Source organism: Brenneria tiliae, assembly GCF_023347575.1.
GTDB classification, from domain to species: domain Bacteria; phylum Pseudomonadota; class Gammaproteobacteria; order Enterobacterales; family Enterobacteriaceae; genus Brenneria; species Brenneria corticis.
The window spans coordinates 18,712-36,197 of sequence record NZ_JAKPCB010000080.1 but is presented as its reverse complement, the minus strand read 5'-3'; the positions used below and the strand labels follow the sequence as shown (position 1 = coordinate 36,197).

Genomic DNA, 17,486 nt, shown 5'->3' with positions numbered 1-17,486 from the left:
TGGCGCGGGCCGCATATGTTATGCAATTCCGCTGTGAAGTCAAGTGATTATTGCCTGGCTTCCTACTGTCATCACAACCGCGTTGCCGCCGTTGCCCTGTCAGTGGAGGCGCATTATAGGGAGTTCTGCGCGGGCCGCAACAGGTATTTCGCATAAAAACGGCCGATTGCTGCATTCCACAGCAAAATGCCGCCTTATACCCTTTTTTACACAAAGTTATCCACAGAGCGGGATATGATCAAAATTTGACGAGCATCACGCAAACGTTTTCGCTACAATTCTCCCGCGTTAAAACCAGCGTATTTCTGTAGAACGCTAACTGAATATTTCTCTTTATCTCGCCATCATGCGTCATAAAAGACGATATTCACGTACCGTTCTTCAATGATTATCAAATCCAAGGGATAACATCATCATGCAACAACGTCGTCCTATCCGCCGCGCTTTGCTCAGCGTTTCTGACAAAGCGGGTATTGTCGAATTTGCTCAGGCTCTGTCCCAACGTGGCGTTGAGCTTCTTTCAACCGGCGGAACCGCCCGTTTGCTGGCCGATGCCGGTTTGGCGGTCACCGAAGTATCGGACTACACCGGCTTTCCGGAAATGATGGACGGACGCGTTAAAACCCTGCACCCCAAAGTCCATGGCGGTATTCTCGGCCGACGCGGCCAGGATGACGCCGTTATGGCTCAACACGATATCCAGCCGATCGATATGGTTGTGGTGAATCTCTATCCCTTCGCCCAGACCGTCGCCCGTGAAAACTGCACGCTGGAAGACGCCATCGAAAACATCGATATCGGCGGGCCCACCATGGTGCGCTCCGCGGCCAAAAACCATAAAGACGTCGCTATCGTGGTCAAGAGCGGCGACTACGAAACCATTATTAGTGAAATCGACGCCAACGGCGGCTCGCTGACTTACGAAACCCGTTTCGATCTGGCTATCAAGGCATTTGAGCACACCGCGGCCTATGACAGCATGATTGCCAACTACTTTGGTTCGCTGGTGCCGCCTTATTATGGCGAAACGGATAAACCGTCAGGCCGTTTCCCGCGCACGCTGAATCTGAACTACGTTAAAAAACAGGATATGCGCTACGGTGAAAACAGCCACCAGCAGGCGGCTTTCTACATAGAAGAAAACGTAACGGAAGCGTCCGTCGCCACTTCGCGGCAATTACAAGGCAAGGCGCTGTCTTATAACAATATCGCCGACACCGACGCCGCGCTGGAGTGTGTGAAAGAGTTTACTGATGCGGCCTGCGTCATCGTCAAACACGCCAACCCCTGCGGCGTGGCGACAGGCGACTCGATTCTCGACGCCTATGAGCGCGCTTATCAAACCGACCCGACCTCTGCATTCGGCGGCATCATCGCCTTCAACCGCGAGCTGGACGAAGAGACGGCGCGGGCGATCGTCAGCCGTCAGTTTGTCGAGGTGATTATTGCGCCATCCGTCAGCGACGCTGCGTTAAAAGTTACCGCGGCCAAACAAAACGTGCGTGTTCTGATTAGCGGCGCATGGCAACAACGCGTTCCCGGTTTGGACTTTAAGCGCGTAAACGGCGGTCTGCTGGTACAGGAGCGCGATCTGGGCATGGTCGATGCATCGCAACTGCGCGTGGTGACCGAGCGCCAACCCAGCGAACAGGAACTGCGCGATGCGCTGTTCTGCTGGAAGGTGGCCAAGTTCGTGAAATCCAACGCCATTGTCTACGCCCGCGACAATATGACCATCGGCATCGGCGCCGGCCAGATGAGCCGCGTCTACTCCGCCAAAATTGCCGGAATCAAGGCCGCTGACGAAGGGCTGGAGGTCAAAGGCTCAGCCATGGCGTCCGACGCGTTCTTCCCCTTCCGCGACGGCATTGACGCAGCGGCGGCCGTAGGCATTAGCTGCGTGATCCAACCGGGCGGCTCTATCCGTGACGATGAAGTCATTGCCGCCGCCAACGAACACGGCATCGCGATGATCTTTACCGATATGCGCCACTTCCGCCATTAATTCAGGAGCCGAACGAGATGAATATTTTAATCATTGGCAACGGCGGGCGCGAACATGCGCTGGCCTGGAAAGCCGCCCAGTCTCCGCTGGCGGACCGCGTCTATGTGGCGCCGGGTAACGCGGGAAGCGCACTGGAACCGGCGCTGACGAACGTCGATATCGCGGCAACCGATATACCGGCGTTAGTCGCTTTCGCCCAGGAAAGCCACATCGGCCTGACCATCGTCGGACCGGAAGCGCCGCTGGTGATTGGCGTGGTCGACGCCTTTCGCGCCGCGGGACTGACGATTTTCGGCCCGACGCAGGCAGCGGCGCAGTTGGAAGGCTCCAAAGCCTTCACCAAGGATTTCCTTGCCCGGCACAATATTCCGACGGCCGAATACCAGAACTTTACCGAAGTTGAGCCGGCTCTGGCGTACGTGCGTGCGCAGGGCGCGCCCATCGTTATCAAGGCGGACGGGCTGGCGGCGGGCAAAGGCGTCATCGTCGCCATGACGCTGCAGGAAGCGGAAGACGCCATCCAGGATATGCTGGCGGGCAACGCGTTTGGCGATGCGGGACACCGTATCGTGGTGGAAGAGTTCCTGGACGGTGAGGAAGCCAGCTTTATCGTCATGGTGGATGGGAAAAATGTGCTGCCGATGGCCACCAGCCAGGACCACAAGCGCGTAGGCGACCAGGATACCGGCCCGAACACCGGCGGTATGGGCGCCTACTCTCCCGCCCCGGTGGTAACCGATGAGATCCACCAGCGCATCATGGAGCGGGTGATTTGGCCGACGGTCAACGGCATGGCCGCCGAGGGCAACGTCTATACCGGCTTTCTGTACGCCGGACTGATGATTTCCGCCGACGGTCAGCCCAAGGTGATTGAATTCAACTGCCGCTTTGGCGATCCGGAAACCCAGCCGATTATGCTGCGCCTGCGTTCCGACCTGGTTGAGCTGTGTCTGGCGGCCTGCGACGGCAAACTGAATGAGCAGGATTCGCGATGGGATGAGCGTCCCGCCCTGGGCGTAGTGCTGGCCGCGGGCGGATATCCGGCCGATTACCGCACCGGCGATGTTATTTCCGGTCTGCCCCGGCAGGATGCCGAAGACGGTAAAGTCTTTCACGCCGGCACCAAAAAGGACGGCGAAAATGTCGTTACCAACGGCGGGCGCGTATTGTGCGTAACGGCATTAGGCAATACGGTGGCGGAGGCCCAGAAACGTGCGTATGAACTGGCGGCGGACATTCAGTGGCAAGGGTGTTTTTATCGCCAAGATATCGGCTATCGCGCCATTGAGCGGGAACAAGCCTGAGAACCGAACAGCCCGGAGCAATCCGGGTTTTATGCTGCGCGCAAAGGTGGATTAGCCGCGTGGGGATTATCGGGTCTCGACCCGGTGGCGGATTACAGCCTGCCGGCCTCCGCTTCCCAGCGGCAGAAATTCCCCTGGTCCGCCAGTAACAGCTGCGTGCCTTCCGGCGCCTCCAGCCACGCAACGCTGACCAATGGCTGTTTCTGCTTGTCAATCCATCCCTGTGAGGCCGAGTCAAAGTCGGGGCGGGTTTGCTGCCCATCGCAGGTGACCACCCGACCGTTCTGCCAGGTTCCCTGTTTCAGTACCACCTTACCGGCCTGCAGCACCTCGCTGAGCTCCAGCAGGCGTTGGGCATCCCACTGATAGAGCGCCAGTTCGTCATCGGAGATTGACTCTCGCCTTTGCGCCAGCTGACGTTGCATAAAGCTGACCGTTCCATCTTGCGCAAAACGTATCTCGGTGTCGTCTTTCTGTAATTCCAGCGTTCTTTTGATTTCCCGTATCTTGTCCTGCTGATACAGATAGCGGGTGACTACCGTGCTGTCGCCCTGAAGCGGGTTATACACCACAATCAGCCGGGTGGCGTTGTGCTGGGCGTCATCTTTACGCCACAGGCGAACCACGCCGCGATCGGAAAGATAACCGCTGGCAAAGACCGGCGGAGACGGGGCATGGCTGCCACAGGCGACGAGCAGGGCCAGCGCGGCGCCAACGCCCAACCAGCGCAGTAAAAGCAAAAGGGGCGAAAACGCCCCCCTGCTTAAACTCTTAACCGGCATGGCTTATTTAACAGCGTCTTTCAGCGCCTTGCCAGAAACAAACGCTGGCACGTTGGCTGCAGCAATTTTGATTTCTTTACCAGTTTGTGGATTGCGGCCAGTGCGCTCGTTACGATGGTTTACCTTAAACGTACCAAAACCAACCAATTGTACTGCATCACCTTCTTTCAGAGACTCAGTAATCGCCGCCAGAGTTGATTCCAGTGCCGCTTTCGCCTGTACTTTGGAAAGATCAGCTTTGTCCGCAATTACATCAATCAGTTGAGTCTTATTCATAAGTTATCCTTACAGTGTGTTTATCGCTTGCTAAGCATCGAGTGCGACGGATAGGCCATAACAGCACTCTCCTGCATATACGCACCGACAGCCACTTTTATTACGCCCCCCAAATGTAGACCAGACAGGGTGCGGATGTGAAGCCTTAAGACAGGCCATTTCAGGCCTTAAATCACGTTTTATCGCGTTATTGCTGTAAATTTATCCCAATATTACTACTTGCGGCCTCTCGCAGGTCGGCGCGGAGTCCTTTAATCAGTTCGATATCACGCTCTTCGCAGGCGGCCAACAGGCGGAAAATCTCCCATTGGATGTCCCACTCGTCTTCAATTGCCGGCAGAACCTTCAGCTCATCATCGGTCATTTCTCTACCGGCCTGCGTCATTTCGAGCATGGCGACCGTACGGATCGACGCCTCGCTGATGGCGATCGCATGTTCCAGCGTTTCGCCGCTCAGGCGGGAATGGATCAGCTCGCCCAGGGCGATACAGGCGTCAATCGCCGGGTAGACACCATAAATATCATAGTCATCAGCCGCCGGAATTGCCTCTTCTAATTTTTCCAACTGGCTGTCGAAATTAACTTTTGCGTCTTTGACCACCAGCGTTTCCCAAACCAAATCGAGAATGCGGCGATAAACCATGGCGTCGCCAAACCCGGTTTGCTGACAAAATTCATGATAATTCGGGTACATACGTTCGCAAAGGCATGCCATAAAGGTGACATGCTGCCAGCTTCCGAGCTTTTCCAAACGCAAATGAATCGGATTACGTAACATCTGTTATTTTATGCTCATGTAGAGGCAATGGGCGGCAGTGTACCTGAAATTATCACCGCACCCTATGCCTGTATTCCTAAAATTTCGCTCACAACATCTGCTGTTGCCAGCGTTGAAACGCCGGCCGGTCGGATGCCACCGCGTCGGCCCAGCGAGTGGGCTCCGGCAGACGGTAGCCGCGCATGCAGCGTTGCACCCACAGCAGGGCGCTATCCAGGCCGACGCGATGACCGGTGGCCACGAACAGCGGGTTACAGCGCGCCTTGCTGCGCCATACCCAGCCAATCTGCTCGCCTTTATCCAGCAGCGGCTCCCGGCTGCCCACCGGGTCCGATAACGGCGCGAAATGTCCGCACAGACGGCTTTTCGCCACGCCGATCGTCGGCACATTCACCAGCAGGCCGAAATGGCTGGCCACGCCAAGCCGGCGCGGATGTGAAATACCATGTCCGTCGACAAATAACAAATCCGGCTTGTGCTCCAGCATCCCCCAGGCGGCCATCAGGCCCGGGCATTCCCGAAAGGAGAGCAGCCCCGGAATATACGGCATGGTCGTAGCGACCCGCGCAATCTTGTATTCCACCAATTCCAGCGCCGGATAGCGCAGCACGGCGATGGCCGCGCGGGTTATCGCGCCGTCCTGCTCAAAGCCCACGTCGGCGCCGGCGATAAAATCCGGCTGGTCGAACGGCAGATCGTCGTAACGAACAATTTCTGCGGCGCGCGTCACCTGCTCGGCGCGCAGTCCTTGGGTATCAATCACCGGTCCCCCTATTGATGATAAGCGCGGGATAGCTGGTGCACCGCCTTCACAAAGGCGCCGGCATGCTCCGGCGGCACATCCTGATGGATACCGTGCCCCAGATTGAACACATGGCCGTTGCCGTGCCCGAACCCCGCCAGAATCGACGCCACTTCCTGCTCGATACGCGCCGGCGGCGCATACAGCATGGAAGGATCCATATTGCCCTGCAGGGCGACTTTATCGCCGACGCGGCGGCGCGCATCGGCAATGTCGATCGTCCAGTCCAGCCCCAGCGCGTCACAGCCGGTTTCCGCCATCGCTTCGAGCCACTGGCCGCCGCCCTTGGTAAACAGGGTGACGGGCACGCGGCGCCCGTCGTTTTCTCGTTGCAGGCCGTCAACGATCTTGTGCATATAATGCAGGGAAAACTGGCGATAATCCCGGCCGCTGAGCACGCCGCCCCAGGTGTCGAATACCATCACCGCCTGCGCCCCGGCGCGTATCTGCGCGTTCAGATAGAGAATGACGCTGTCCGCCAGCTTATCCAGCAGCAGATGCAGCGTTTTCGGCTCGGCAAACATCATCTTTTTAATCATGGTGAAGGCTTTGCTGCTGCCGCCTTCCACCATATAGGTCGCCAGCGTCCAGGGGCTGCCGGAAAAGCCGATCAGCGGTACCGCGCCGGCCAGGTTCTTGCGGATGGTGCGCACCGCATTCATCACATAGCCCAGCTCCTGCTCCGGGTCGGGAATCGGCAAATTCGCCACATCGGCATGGCAGGCAATAGGGGAATGAAAACGCGGCCCCTCGCCGACTTCAAAATAGAGCCCCAGGCCCATCGCATCGGGAATGGTCAGGATATCTGAAAACAGGATCGCCGCGTCAAGCTCATAGCGCCGCAACGGTTGCAGGGTGACCTCGCAGGCCAGATCCGCATTTTTACACAGCGCCATGAAGTCGCCCGCCTGAGCGCGGGTCGCCTTGTATTCCGGCAGGTAACGCCCCGCCTGACGCATCATCCATACCGGCGTCACATCAACCGGCTGGCGCAATAAGGCGCGTAAATAGCGATCGTTTTTCAGATCAGTCATGCTGTTTTCCTTTCGTCGTCATCCCGCGGCGTACGGTTATCGCGCCCGATGGTAACATGTTGGCTAGCCGTTCTCATGAGCCGCGCGGCACAGCGCAACCGTATCTTCAATCAGACGGCGCGCCACCGTGCCCGGCGGCGGTAAAATAGGCAGTTGGTCATAGCGGAACCAGGCTGCGTCGCGCAGTTCGGCGGGATCGTGCTGAACCTCGCCCCCCGCATAGTCCGCCATAAAGGCCATCATCAGCGAGTGCGGGAAAGGCCAGGGCTGGGAACTGATATAGCGCAGGTTCTTGATTCGGATATGGCTTTCTTCCATCACCTCGCGGGCCACCGTCTGCTCCAGGGTTTCGCCCACCTCGACGAACCCGGCCAGCACCGTATACATGTTGCCGCGATGACGGTTGTGCTGGGCCAGCAGAATCTCGTCGCCGCGTCGGATCGCCACGATGATGCAGGGGGCGATCTGCGGGTAATAACGCTCCTTGCAGTGGCGGCACAGGCAGGCCAGCTCGGTTTTACTGCGCACCATCTCATGGCCGCAGTAGCCGCAGAATCGATGGGCGCGGTAAAACTCCGCCAGCTGTACGCCGCGCCCCGCCATTTGAAAAAGACCGACTTCCCGGTCGATTAACTGACGGACGGATGCCATATCGCTATCCCGGTTCTGGCAGACCAGCCGGACGGCCTGCCCCTGCCATTCGCCGATAAGTCGGGCGCTCTGCCCCTGTAATGACCAACTGGACGCCGTTCCCTGCGGCAACGCCCCCTCAGGGAGCCATATCTGGTTTGCGTGACTGACAACCCACCATCCGGTTTCGTCACCTTTTAGCGTGTGTTCCATATCTTTTCTATTGCTCCACTATCACTTCACTGGCATTTTACCACTCTGGGTGATTAGATAACTTTTATAACTGACGGTTATTTTCTACCATTCACGGAGCCAACAATGCTAAACCAGTTACAAAGCCTGACTGACCTCGTCGGTGGCAATAATGCGTTAATCGACCAATGGCTACAAGCGCGTAAGCAGCTGCTGATTGCTTACTACCATCTGGTTGGCATCAAACCGAACAAGGAAAAGCTCTCCCCGCTGGATGAAAAAGCGCTGGATGAATTTTGCCATAATCTGGTCGATTATCTATCGATCGGCCACTTCCACGTTTACGAGCGGATATTGCCGGAAGCCGCCGTCTTCGGCGAACAGAAAAAGGCGTTTTTCAACCAGCTTGATGAAGCATTAAAAAGCAACACCGAGCAGATTATGGCGTCTTACGACGGTCATTTGGCGGCCGCCATCGATGATGAAAACTGTATTGAATTCCAGCAGGCGCTGTCCCGCGTGGGGGAAACCCTGGCCGAACGTTTCGCGCTGGAGGACAATGTTATCCGGCTGATTTTTGATAATTAATATCTTTTTACTATCATATTGTTACCGTTCAGCATCTGACTTACCTTCACAGATACGCTTTCCTTGCTTTGACATACCCGAGCTGGCGTCATAAAGTGTCATCGTTGTAATCAGCCCGTTAATAGTAGGGCTATCTTGTCGGAGTGCCTAGCGCGTTTTCGTTTCTTGAGTGTTAAGCAAGAAAAGAAAATGCGCAGGCTGAGACCGTTAATTCGGGATCCGCGGAACCTGATCGGGTTAAGACCCGCGAAGGGAACAAGAGTAATGTGCCTGATTGAAACCTGCATCAATCACTCTGGCATACCTGGCGTTATTACTCCCTCCGAGCTCCAGACAAGCAATTTTCCCTTTACGCATCACAGGAACTTGCTATGTCTACCAAAATATCCTCATCCCGACCGCCCAAAGCCAGTCGCCGCGACCAGCGCGCGGCCGCCCAGCAGTTTATTGATACGCTGCAGGGGATGGCGTTTCCCAACTCGCGGCGTATTTATCTCACCGGTTCACGCGACGATATTCGCGTGCCGATGCGCGAAATCCAGCTTAGTCCGACGTTAGTCGGCGGCGGCAAGGACGACCCGCAGTACGAACCCAACGAACCGATCCCGGTGTATGACACCGCCGGTCCGTACGGCGATCCGGCATCGCGCCCGGACGTGCGCGTCGGATTAGCCAGACTGCGCGCCAACTGGATTGCCGAGCGCAACGATTGCGCAACGCTCGCCGCCGTCAGCTCGGATTTTACCCAACAGCGCCTGGCGGATGCCGGACTGGATCACCTGCGCTTCGAACACCTGCCGCGTCCGCTGCGCGCTAAACCGGGCAAATGCGTGACCCAGCTGCATTATGCGCGTCAGGGCATCGTCACCCCGGAAATGGAGTTTATCGCCATCCGCGAAAATATGGGCCGCGAGCGTATCCGCGGCGAGGTGTTGCGCCAGCAGCATCCCGGCGAGGGGTTTGGCGCCCGCCTGCCGGAGAACATCACCCCGGAGTTCGTGCGACAGGAAGTGGCCGCCGGGCGCGCCATCATTCCATCGAATATCAATCACCCGGAATCCGAACCGATGATTATCGGCCGCAATTTTCTGGTGAAGGTGAATGCCAATATCGGCAACTCCGCCGTCACCTCCTCGATTGAAGAAGAGGTGGAAAAGCTGGTGTGGTCCACCCGCTGGGGCGCGGACACCGTGATGGATCTCTCCACCGGACGCTATATCCACGAAACCCGCGAGTGGATCCTGCGCAACAGTCCGGTGCCCATCGGCACGGTGCCCATCTATCAGGCGCTGGAAAAAGTCAACGGCGTGGCGGAAAACCTGAGCTGGGAAATGTTCCGCGACACCCTGCTGGAACAGGCGGAACAGGGCGTCGACTATTTCACCATCCACGCCGGCGTGCTGCTGCGCTATGTGCCGATGACCGCCAAACGGCTGACCGGCATCGTGTCGCGCGGCGGCTCGATCATGGCCAAGTGGTGCCTGTCGCATCATAAAGAGAGCTTCCTGTATGAGCACTTCCGCGACATCTGCGAAATCTGCGCCGCCTATGACGTCGCGCTGTCGCTGGGCGACGGTCTGCGCCCCGGCTCGATTCAGGACGCCAACGATGAAGCGCAGTTCGCCGAACTGTATACGCTGGGCGAACTGACCAAAATCGCCTGGGAGTACGACGTGCAGGTGATGATCGAAGGTCCCGGCCACGTGCCGATGCAGATGATCCGCCGCAATATGACCGAAGAGCTGGAGCACTGCCACGAAGCGCCGTTCTATACGCTGGGCCCGTTGACCACCGATATCGCCCCCGGTTACGACCACTTCACCTCCGGCATCGGCGCGGCGATGATCGGCTGGTTCGGCTGCGCGATGCTCTGTTACGTCACCCCGAAAGAACACCTGGGGCTGCCGAATAAGGAAGACGTCAAACAGGGGCTGATTACCTACAAAATCGCCGCCCACGCCGCCGACCTGGCGAAGGGGCACCCCGGCGCGCAGATCCGCGACAACGCCATGTCCAAGGCGCGTTTCGAATTCCGCTGGGAAGATCAGTTCAATCTGGCGCTCGACCCCGAAACCGCCCGCGCCTACCACGATGAAACCCTGCCGCAGGAGTCCGGCAAAATCGCCCACTTCTGCTCCATGTGCGGGCCGAAGTTCTGCTCGATGAAAATTTCCCAGGAAGTGCGCGATTACGCGGCGAAACAGCAAGCCGCGGCGCAGCCCATTGAAGTGGGAATGGCGCACATGTCCGAAGCCTTCCGCGCCCGCGGCGGCGAGCTGTACCACAGCGCCGCCAGCCTGCAAACGGAGGAGAACAAATGACGTTATCTCAGACGGCGGCAGCGCCAATAACCGAGCCGTTCCCCCCTACCGAGCATCGGCTCGGCCTCTACCCCGTGGTGGATAGCGTGGAGTGGATTGAGCGCCTGCTTAGCGCGGGCGTCAAAACCATTCAGCTACGCATTAAAGACCTGCCCGACGAGCAGGTGGAAGCGGATATTATCCGCGCCATCGCCCTGGGGCGCCAATATCAGGCGCGGCTGTTTATCAACGACTACTGGCGGCTGGCGGTGAAACATCAGGCCTATGGCGTACATCTGGGCCAGGAGGATCTGGACGGCGCCGATCTCGCCGCCATCCGGCGGGCGGGGCTGCGCCTCGGCGTATCCACTCACGATGACGCGGAGCTGGCGCGGGCGGCGGCCATCAATCCGTCCTATATCGCCCTCGGCCATATCTTCCCCACCCAAACCAAAGACATGCCCTCCGCGCCGCAGGGCGTGGCCGAACTGGCCCGCCATCTGCAGACGCTGGGCGATCGTTTTCCCACCGTCGCCATCGGCGGCATCAGCATCGACCGGGCGCCGGCGGTGCTGGCGACGGGCGTGGGCAGCATCGCCGTGGTCAGCGCCATTACCCAGGCGCCGGACTGGCGCCAGGCTACGGCAACCTTGCTGCGCATGATTGAAGGACGGGAGGCGTGAGATGAGCGCGAACCACCACGCCAGCCCCGCCGGACTTAGCGATCAAGAATTTATGCGTTACAGCCGTCAGCTGATGCTGGAGGATATCGGCCCGGAAGGCCAGCAGAGGCTGAAAGCCGCCAGCGTGCTGCTGGTGGGGCTTGGCGGCCTGGGCGCGCCGGCCTCGCTCTACCTGGCCGCCGCCGGCGTCGGCACCCTGCTGCTCGCCGATGACGACGCGCTGCATATCAGCAACCTGCAACGGCAGATTCTGTATCGCACCGGCGATACCGGCAAACCCAAAGCCGCGCTGGCGCAGCGGCAGCTTCAGGCGTTGAACCCGCAGTCGGAGGCGATTGCCCTTACCGAAAGACTGAACGGCGAGACGCTGCGGCGCGCCGTCAACCGCGCCGACCTGGTACTGGATTGCAGCGATAATATGCAAACCCGCCATGCGGTGAACGCCGCCTGTATCCGCGCCGGCAAGCCGTTGATCAGCGGCAGCGCCGTCGGCTTCAGCGGACAGCTGCTGGTGCTGACGCCCCCCTACGCCCAGGGCTGCTACGCCTGCCTCTATCCCGAGGCGACGGAGCCGCAGCGCAACTGCCGGACGGCGGGCGTGCTCGGCCCGGTGGTCGGGGTCATCGGCGCGCTGCAGGCGCTGGAGGCCATCAAGCTGCTGGCCGGGCTGCCCTCGGCCCTGAGCGGCAAACTGCGGCTGTTTGACGGCAAACAGCAAAGCTGGAACACCCTGCAACTCACCCGGGCGGCGCACTGCCCGGTCTGCGGGAGTCTGGCATGAACATCACCTTAAATGACGAGGTCATCGAACTCTCCGGGTCGATAACGGTTGAAGCGCTGCTGAGCCGGGTAAACCGGCTCCAGCCCGGCACGGCCGTGGCTATCAACCAAACCATTATCCCGCGTGACGCCTGGACCGAACGTCAGGTTGCGGACGGGGATGATATTCTGCTTTTTCAGGCAATAGCGGGAGGATGACATGCTGCACATTGCCGATACCACTTTTACATCCCGGCTGCTGAGCGGCACCGGAAAATTCGCCACCCCTGAAATTATGCTGGACGCACTACGCGCCTCCGGCTCGCAGCTGGTCACCATGGCGATGAAACGCGTTGACCTGAAAGGCGGCAGCGACGCCATTCTTGCTCCGCTGCGCCAGCTTGGCATCAGGCTGCTGCCGAATACCTCCGGGGCCAAAACGGCCGACGAAGCGGTGTTCGCCGCGCATCTGGCGCGTGAAGCGCTGGGCACTCACTGGGTGAAGCTGGAAATTCATCCCGATATGAAATACCTGCTCCCCGACCCGATTGAAACGCTGAAGGCCGCCGAGCAACTGGTGAAAGAGGGATTCGTGGTACTGCCCTACTGCGGCGCCGACCCGGTGCTGTGTAAACGGCTGGAGGAAGCGGGCTGCGCGGCCGTCATGCCGCTGGGCGCGCCGATTGGCTCCAACCAGGGGCTGCAAACCCGTGATTTTCTGCGCATCATTATTGAACAGGCCCGCGTTCCCGTGGTCGTCGACGCGGGGATCGGCGCTCCCAGCCACGCCGCGGAAGCGCTGGAGATGGGGGCCGACGCGGTGCTGGTCAATACCGCCATCGCCGTCGCCCGCGATCCGGTCAAAATGGCGCAGGCCTTCAGGATCGCCATTGAAGCCGGAGCGCTGGCGCAGCAGGCCGGACTGGGCAGCAAACAGTACATCGCCAGCGCCACCAGCCCGCTGACCGGCTTCCTGCACCAGCAAACGCAAGGAGCCGCCTGATGGAAAACGACTTTCAAACCGTCTGGCAGCGGCTCGACTGGGACGACCTCACCCTGAGGATCAATAGCAAAACCTCGCGCGACGTGGAGCGCGCGCTCGGCGCCGCACGGCCGGACCGCGAAGACTTTATGGCGCTAATCTCCCCCGCCGCCGCCCCTTATCTGGAACCGCTGGCGCAGCGGGCGCAGCAGCTTACCCGTCAGCGCTTCGGCAATACGGTCAGCTTCTACGTCCCCTTATACCTGTCCAACCTGTGTTCCAACGACTGTACCTACTGCGGTTTCTCCATGAGCAACCACATCAAGCGCAAGACGCTGGACGACGCGGAGATCCTGCGCGAATGCGCCGCGATCAAGGAACTGGGCTTCGATAGCCTGCTGCTGGTGACCGGAGAGCATCAGCGCAAAGTGGGCATGGACTATTTCCGCCGCGTCTTCCCGCTGATTCGCCCGCACTTCAGCGCGCTGATGATCGAGGTGCAGCCGCTGGCGCAGGAAGAGTACGCGGAACTGAAAACCCTGGGGCTGGACGGGGTGATGGTGTATCAGGAAACCTATCATCCGGCGACCTATCTGCAGCACCATCTGCGCGGGCAGAAACAGGACTTCCATTGGCGGCTGGCGACGCCGGATCGTCTCGGCCGAGCCGGGATCGACAAGATCGGACTGGGGGCGCTTATCGGTCTGTCCGACAGTTGGCGAACCGACTGCTATATGGTGGCGGAACACCTGCTGCACCTGCAGCAAACCTACTGGCAGAGCCGCTATTCCGTCTCCTTCCCCCGCCTGCGTCCCTGCGCGGGAGGCATCCAGCCCGCCTCGCTGATGGATGAAGCCCAGCTGATGCAGGTGATCTGCGCCTTCCGCCTGCTGTCGCCGGATATCGAGCTGTCGCTCTCCACCCGCGAGTCGCCGTTCTTCCGCGATCATGCGATTCCCATCGCGATAAACAACGTCAGCGCCTTTTCCAAAACCCAGCCGGGCGGCTATGCCGATAACCATCCCGAACTGGAACAGTTCGCGCCGCACGACGCACGACGGCCGGAAGAGGTCGCCCAGGTGATCAGGCAAGCCGGATTACAGCCGGTATGGAAGGACTGGGACGGCTATTTGGGCAGAAGCGCGCCATAAAAACCGCTTCGGCCCTGCCCTGAGCCGCGATTAATGGTCGGCCATCATCCGGCTGACCGTTTCTCCCAGGATACGCAGCCCGGTGCCCGTTTCGTCGGTGAACGGCAAGGCGTAATTCAGCCGCAGGCAGTTGCGGTATTTCCCTGAGGCGGAAAACAGCGATCCGGCGGCAATCTGGAGACCGGCCTTGCGCACCTCGCGGTTGAGCCGCAGCGAGTCAAAAGATTCCGGCAGTTCAATCCACATCAGAAACCCGCCCTGCGGACGGCTGACGCAGATCCCACAGGGAAAATAGTGGCGGATCCAGCAGGTAAAATCGTCACGATTATATTTATATTGCATCCGCATACGCCGCAGATGAGGCTGATAATGGCCCAGACGGATAAATTCGGCCACCGCCAGCTGCGTATGCGTCACCGTATAACCGGTGCTGATGTACTTGGTATGAATCACCCGCTCCAGATAACGCCCCGGCGCTATCCAGCCAACGCGCAACCCCGGCGCCAGCGTTTTGGAAAAAGAGCTGCACAGCAATACCCGGCCGTCCTCGTCAAAAGACTTGATGGTTCTGGCGCGGGGATAGTCGTAAACCAGCTCGCCGTAGGCATCGTCTTCAATAATCGCCAGATCAAACTGCTGGGCCAGCGTGACCAGCGCCTGTTTATCCTGGTCGGGCATGCAGAACCCCAGCGGGTTGTTGCAGGTCGGCACCAGCAGCAGCGCCTTGATCGGCCACTGCTCCAGCGCCAGCTTCAGCGCGTCCAGGCTGATCCCGGTGATCGCGCAGGTCGGGATCTCTATCACCTTGATCCCCAAACCGCGCAGGATTTGCAGCGTGCCGGGAAAGGTGGGGGACTCCAACGCCACGATATCCCCCGGCTGGCATACCGCCCGCACCGCGGTAAACAGCGCTTCCTGGCAGCCGGTGGTAATCACGATATCATCCTCGGTAAGCTGGCAGCCGCTGTCCAGCGCCAGACGGGCCACCTGTGCGCGCAGCTCCGGGGCGCCATGTATATTGCCGTAATTGAGCACCCGCTGATCCTGATGCTGGCAAAGCCGGGTCAGCGCTTTCCACAGCGGCTTCATCGTCGATTGGCTGATGTCCGGCGTGCCGCCGCCAAAATTGAACGTATTGCACGCCGGCGCGTTGTTAAACAGCTCCAGCACCGACTCCCACTGGGTGATCTCCACCGGACGCTGGGCCGGGCGGGTCAGCCCGGGCATCGGCGGCGTCGCCTTGCGCGGCGCGACAAAATATCCCGAACGCGGCTGCGGCATAATAAGCTGACGCGCTTCCAGCAGATGATAAGCCTGCTGGACGGTGCTGATGCTTACCCCGTGCTCCGAACTCAGCGCCCTGACGGACGGCAGACGTTCGCCGCCCTGGTATAAGCCCTGTTCTATCCGTTGTTCCAACAGCGAAGCAAGATATTGGTAACGCGTCATAAGTATTATTTCCCAGGGTGAATTACCATCACAACCAGTACAGATTACGCTAAAAAATACCATTCAGATGCAATATTACACAATCTGTATGTTAAATAAATGCATTTTCTGCATCTGTATTATGCCCGCCTTACCTCGCATCATAGTGCTTCGCAATCGGGTAAGGGGGCAAAAATGAAACATCAAGCAGACGGCTCGCAGCGTTCGTCCGGCCTATCACTATGGCGGTTAATGGTTATTCTGCCCTACCGGAAATGGCAAGCATGGCGGCAGAGAGAGAAAACGCGGCAGGCGTTACTGAGAATGAGTGACGACAGATTAAAAGATATCGGGCTTAGGCGTGAAGATATCGACCGTTTCCGCTGAGAAAACGCGCCCGTTAGGCCGATACCGGCGTCCAGCGCCGGCATCGGCTTTGCTAAGCTCAGTCCAGCGTTTGCGGCTTCATGCGCAGTCCGACAATCGCCGACAGCAGGCAACCCACGGCGAGATACGTCGCCACGCCGTGCCAGGAACCGCCCAAAAACTCCACCAGCAGTACCGCGATAAACGGGGTGAAACCGCCGCCGACCACGCTCGCCACCTGATAGCCCACGCCCGCGCCGCTGTAGCGATACGCGGTGCCGAACAGCTCGGTAAACATCGGCTGCTGTACGCTGACGATCATATCGTGCGCCACGTTGGCCAGCATGATGGCAAAGAACAGGATCCACAGGCTGGCGTGCGCTTCCAGCGCCATAAAGAAGGGAAAGGCGCTGGCGGCGCCGATCAGCGCGCCGGTGACGTAAATCCGCCGCCGGCCGAAACTGTCGGCCAGACGGGCGAAGAGAGGAATAGACAGGCAGCTTATTCCACCCACCAGCAGGCTGATATGCAGAAAGAACTCCCGCGACATCCCCAGATTGGCGGTGGAATAGTTGAGCGCGAACGCCGTGACGATATACATCGTCAGCAATTCCCCCAGCCGCAGGGCGATAATCAGCAAAAATGCCTTGGGATGCTTGCGCAGCGCTTCAACGATCGGAAACGAACGGATTTTTTGCGTCCTTTCCCGTAACTTCTTGTTGGCCTCGAACTCCTGCGACTCTTCCATCCCGGAGCGGATCCACCAGGCGATGGCAACCAGCACCACGCTGAATAAAAACGGCAGCCGCCAGCCCCAGCTGATAAAATCGGCATCCGTGGTATGGTGGCTGACCAGTGAAATCGAGCCCGTCGCCAGCAACAGCCCCACGCCGTATCCCACCTGCACGCCGCTGCTGTAGAAGGCTTTTTTCTTTTTAGGCGCGTTCTCCACCGCCAGCAACGCGGCGCCGCCCCATTCGCCCCCGACCGCGAACCCCTGAATGGCGCGCAGCGTCACCAGCAGTACCGGCGCCCACCAGCCAATGCTGTCAAAAGTGGGCAACACGCCAATCAGCGCGGTCGATAGCCCCATCGTCCAGACGGTAATCATCAGCATGCGTTTGCGGCCCAGCTTGTCGCCGTAATGGCCGAACACGATCCCGCCCAGCGGCCGGAACAAGAAACCCACCCCAAAAGTACCAAACGCCGCCAGCGTACCCATGGTCGGGCTTATCTGCGGGAAAAACTCAATATTAAACACCAACGCGGCAACAATGCCGTAGAGCAAAAAGTCATACCAATCCACCACCGCGCCGATAAAGCTGCCCCATGCCGCTCTTCTGGCGCGTCCGGGCGCTATGTGCGCGGCATCCTTAGTTGGTATCGAAGTTGTCGAGGAATCCATGTCAGTCTCGCTGTCTGATAT

At 59.2% G+C, this 17,486-nt stretch carries 18 protein-coding genes and 1 riboswitch; of the genes, 10 read left to right on the top strand and 8 right to left on the bottom strand.

Annotated features, from left to right (window positions below):
* Positions 1–415 precede the first annotated feature (415 nt).
* Both purH and purD read left to right on the top strand, forming a co-directional pair.
* On the top strand, positions 416–2,005 hold the full coding sequence (gene purH, locus MFP24_RS00960) for a bifunctional phosphoribosylaminoimidazolecarboxamide formyltransferase/IMP cyclohydrolase (RefSeq protein ID WP_249228733.1): 1,590 nt from the start codon (positions 416–418) through the stop codon (positions 2,003–2,005).
* 17 nt (positions 2,006–2,022) lie between these two features.
* Positions 2,023–3,309 (top strand): phosphoribosylamine--glycine ligase, encoded by a 1,287-nt coding sequence (purD, locus tag MFP24_RS00955; protein WP_249228732.1) that lies wholly within the window; start codon positions 2,023–2,025, stop codon positions 3,307–3,309.
* A 92-nt stretch (positions 3,310–3,401) separates the two neighbouring features.
* On the opposite strand, the gene MFP24_RS00950 is transcribed toward purD, so the two are convergent.
* From MFP24_RS00950 to nudC, 6 genes are all read right to left on the bottom strand, one after another.
* The gene (locus MFP24_RS00950) at positions 3,402–4,091 is read right to left on the bottom strand and encodes a DUF1481 domain-containing protein (protein ID WP_249228731.1); all 690 of its coding nucleotides are present in this window, start codon (positions 4,089–4,091) and stop codon (positions 3,402–3,404) included.
* A gap of 3 nt (positions 4,092–4,094) precedes the next feature.
* Complete coding sequence (gene hupA / locus MFP24_RS00945; RefSeq protein WP_009114799.1) at positions 4,095–4,367, bottom strand: nucleoid-associated protein HU-alpha; 273 nt, start codon at positions 4,365–4,367, stop codon at positions 4,095–4,097.
* 187 nt (positions 4,368–4,554) lie between these two features.
* Positions 4,555–5,145, bottom strand: a complete 591-nt coding sequence (locus MFP24_RS00940) for a YjaG family protein (protein ID WP_249228730.1) — start codon at positions 5,143–5,145, stop codon at positions 4,555–4,557.
* Positions 5,146–5,233: 88 nt separating this feature from the next.
* The gene (nfi, locus tag MFP24_RS00935; RefSeq protein WP_249228729.1) at positions 5,234–5,908 is read right to left on the bottom strand and encodes a deoxyribonuclease V; all 675 of its coding nucleotides are present in this window, start codon (positions 5,906–5,908) and stop codon (positions 5,234–5,236) included.
* 8 nt (positions 5,909–5,916) lie between these two features.
* Entirely contained in the window at positions 5,917–6,981 is a 1,065-nt protein-coding gene (gene hemE / locus MFP24_RS00930) for a uroporphyrinogen decarboxylase (protein ID WP_249228728.1), read from the bottom strand.
* Between the two features lie 63 nt (positions 6,982–7,044).
* Positions 7,045–7,824, bottom strand: a complete 780-nt coding sequence (gene nudC, locus MFP24_RS00925) for an NAD(+) diphosphatase (RefSeq protein WP_249228727.1) — start codon at positions 7,822–7,824, stop codon at positions 7,045–7,047.
* A 105-nt stretch (positions 7,825–7,929) separates the two neighbouring features.
* On the opposite strand from nudC, the gene rsd reads away from it, so the two are divergent.
* From rsd to thiH, 7 genes are all read left to right on the top strand, one after another.
* Positions 7,930–8,391: a sigma D regulator gene (gene rsd / locus MFP24_RS00920; RefSeq protein WP_249228726.1), complete on the top strand. Its 462-nt coding sequence runs from the start codon at positions 7,930–7,932 to the stop codon at positions 8,389–8,391.
* A gap of 129 nt (positions 8,392–8,520) precedes the next feature.
* Positions 8,521–8,663: riboswitch (TPP riboswitch) on the top strand.
* Positions 8,664–8,762: 99 nt separating this feature from the next.
* Positions 8,763–10,712, top strand: a complete 1,950-nt coding sequence (gene thiC / locus MFP24_RS00915; protein ID WP_283164074.1) for a phosphomethylpyrimidine synthase ThiC — start codon at positions 8,763–8,765, stop codon at positions 10,710–10,712.
* Positions 10,709–11,374 (top strand): thiamine phosphate synthase, encoded by a 666-nt coding sequence (gene thiE, locus MFP24_RS00910; protein WP_263458368.1) that lies wholly within the window; start codon positions 10,709–10,711, stop codon positions 11,372–11,374. Before thiC ends, thiE begins: the two co-directional genes overlap by 4 nt.
* Before the next feature lies 1 nt (position 11,375).
* A complete protein-coding gene (locus MFP24_RS00905) occupies positions 11,376–12,155 on the top strand; it encodes a HesA/MoeB/ThiF family protein (protein ID WP_249228725.1) in 780 nt (259 codons plus the stop codon).
* On the top strand, positions 12,152–12,352 hold the full coding sequence (gene thiS, locus MFP24_RS00900; RefSeq protein WP_249228724.1) for a sulfur carrier protein ThiS: 201 nt from the start codon (positions 12,152–12,154) through the stop codon (positions 12,350–12,352). Before MFP24_RS00905 ends, thiS begins: the two co-directional genes overlap by 4 nt.
* A 1-nt stretch (position 12,353) precedes the next feature.
* Complete coding sequence (locus MFP24_RS00895) at positions 12,354–13,136, top strand: thiazole synthase (protein ID WP_249228723.1); 783 nt, start codon at positions 12,354–12,356, stop codon at positions 13,134–13,136.
* Positions 13,136–14,266 carry a 2-iminoacetate synthase ThiH gene (gene thiH / locus MFP24_RS00890; protein WP_249228722.1) on the top strand — a complete coding sequence of 377 codons (1,131 nt, stop codon included), beginning with the start codon at positions 13,136–13,138 and terminating at the stop codon, positions 14,264–14,266. Before MFP24_RS00895 ends, thiH begins: the two co-directional genes overlap by 1 nt.
* 30 nt (positions 14,267–14,296) lie before the next feature.
* Here thiH and MFP24_RS00885 read toward each other — a convergent pair whose 3' ends face one another.
* A complete protein-coding gene (locus MFP24_RS00885) occupies positions 14,297–15,715 on the bottom strand; it encodes an aminotransferase-like domain-containing protein (protein WP_249228721.1) in 1,419 nt (472 codons plus the stop codon).
* Positions 15,716–15,889: 174 nt separating this feature from the next.
* On the opposite strand from MFP24_RS00885, the gene MFP24_RS00880 reads away from it, so the two are divergent.
* Positions 15,890–16,081 carry a DUF1127 domain-containing protein gene (locus MFP24_RS00880; RefSeq protein ID WP_249228720.1) on the top strand — a complete coding sequence of 64 codons (192 nt, stop codon included), beginning with the start codon at positions 15,890–15,892 and terminating at the stop codon, positions 16,079–16,081.
* Positions 16,082–16,139: 58 nt separating this feature from the next.
* Here MFP24_RS00880 and shiA read toward each other — a convergent pair whose 3' ends face one another.
* Positions 16,140–17,465: a shikimate transporter gene (gene shiA, locus MFP24_RS00875; protein ID WP_249228716.1), complete on the bottom strand. Its 1,326-nt coding sequence runs from the start codon at positions 17,463–17,465 to the stop codon at positions 16,140–16,142.
* Positions 17,466–17,486 lie beyond the last annotated feature (21 nt).

What these genes read in the sequence shown, in the direction of transcription:
- purH (WP_249228733.1), top strand. Translation starts at nt 416, where the DNA reads ATGCAACAACGTCGTCCTATCCGCCGCGCTTTGCTCAGCGTTTCTGAC.
- purD (WP_249228732.1), top strand. Translation starts at nt 2,023, where the DNA reads ATGAATATTTTAATCATTGGCAACGGCGGGCGCGAACATGCGCTGGCC.
- MFP24_RS00950 (WP_249228731.1), bottom strand. Translation starts at nt 4,091, where the DNA reads ATGCCGGTTAAGAGTTTAAGCAGGGGGGCGTTTTCGCCCCTTTTGCTT.
- hupA (WP_009114799.1), bottom strand. Translation starts at nt 4,367, where the DNA reads ATGAATAAGACTCAACTGATTGATGTAATTGCGGACAAAGCTGATCTT.
- MFP24_RS00940 (WP_249228730.1), bottom strand. Translation starts at nt 5,145, where the DNA reads ATGTTACGTAATCCGATTCATTTGCGTTTGGAAAAGCTCGGAAGCTGG.
- hemE (WP_249228728.1), bottom strand. Translation starts at nt 6,981, where the DNA reads ATGACTGATCTGAAAAACGATCGCTATTTACGCGCCTTATTGCGCCAG.
- nudC (WP_249228727.1), bottom strand. Translation starts at nt 7,824, where the DNA reads ATGGAACACACGCTAAAAGGTGACGAAACCGGATGGTGGGTTGTCAGT.
- rsd (WP_249228726.1), top strand. Translation starts at nt 7,930, where the DNA reads ATGCTAAACCAGTTACAAAGCCTGACTGACCTCGTCGGTGGCAATAAT.
- thiC (WP_283164074.1), top strand. Translation starts at nt 8,763, where the DNA reads ATGTCTACCAAAATATCCTCATCCCGACCGCCCAAAGCCAGTCGCCGC.
- thiE (WP_263458368.1), top strand. Translation starts at nt 10,709, where the DNA reads ATGACGTTATCTCAGACGGCGGCAGCGCCAATAACCGAGCCGTTCCCC.
- MFP24_RS00905 (WP_249228725.1), top strand. Translation starts at nt 11,376, where the DNA reads ATGAGCGCGAACCACCACGCCAGCCCCGCCGGACTTAGCGATCAAGAA.
- thiS (WP_249228724.1), top strand. Translation starts at nt 12,152, where the DNA reads ATGAACATCACCTTAAATGACGAGGTCATCGAACTCTCCGGGTCGATA.
- MFP24_RS00895 (WP_249228723.1), top strand. Translation starts at nt 12,354, where the DNA reads ATGCTGCACATTGCCGATACCACTTTTACATCCCGGCTGCTGAGCGGC.
- thiH (WP_249228722.1), top strand. Translation starts at nt 13,136, where the DNA reads ATGGAAAACGACTTTCAAACCGTCTGGCAGCGGCTCGACTGGGACGAC.
- MFP24_RS00885 (WP_249228721.1), bottom strand. Translation starts at nt 15,715, where the DNA reads ATGACGCGTTACCAATATCTTGCTTCGCTGTTGGAACAACGGATAGAA.
- MFP24_RS00880 (WP_249228720.1), top strand. Translation starts at nt 15,890, where the DNA reads ATGAAACATCAAGCAGACGGCTCGCAGCGTTCGTCCGGCCTATCACTA.
- shiA (WP_249228716.1), bottom strand. Translation starts at nt 17,465, where the DNA reads ATGGATTCCTCGACAACTTCGATACCAACTAAGGATGCCGCGCACATA.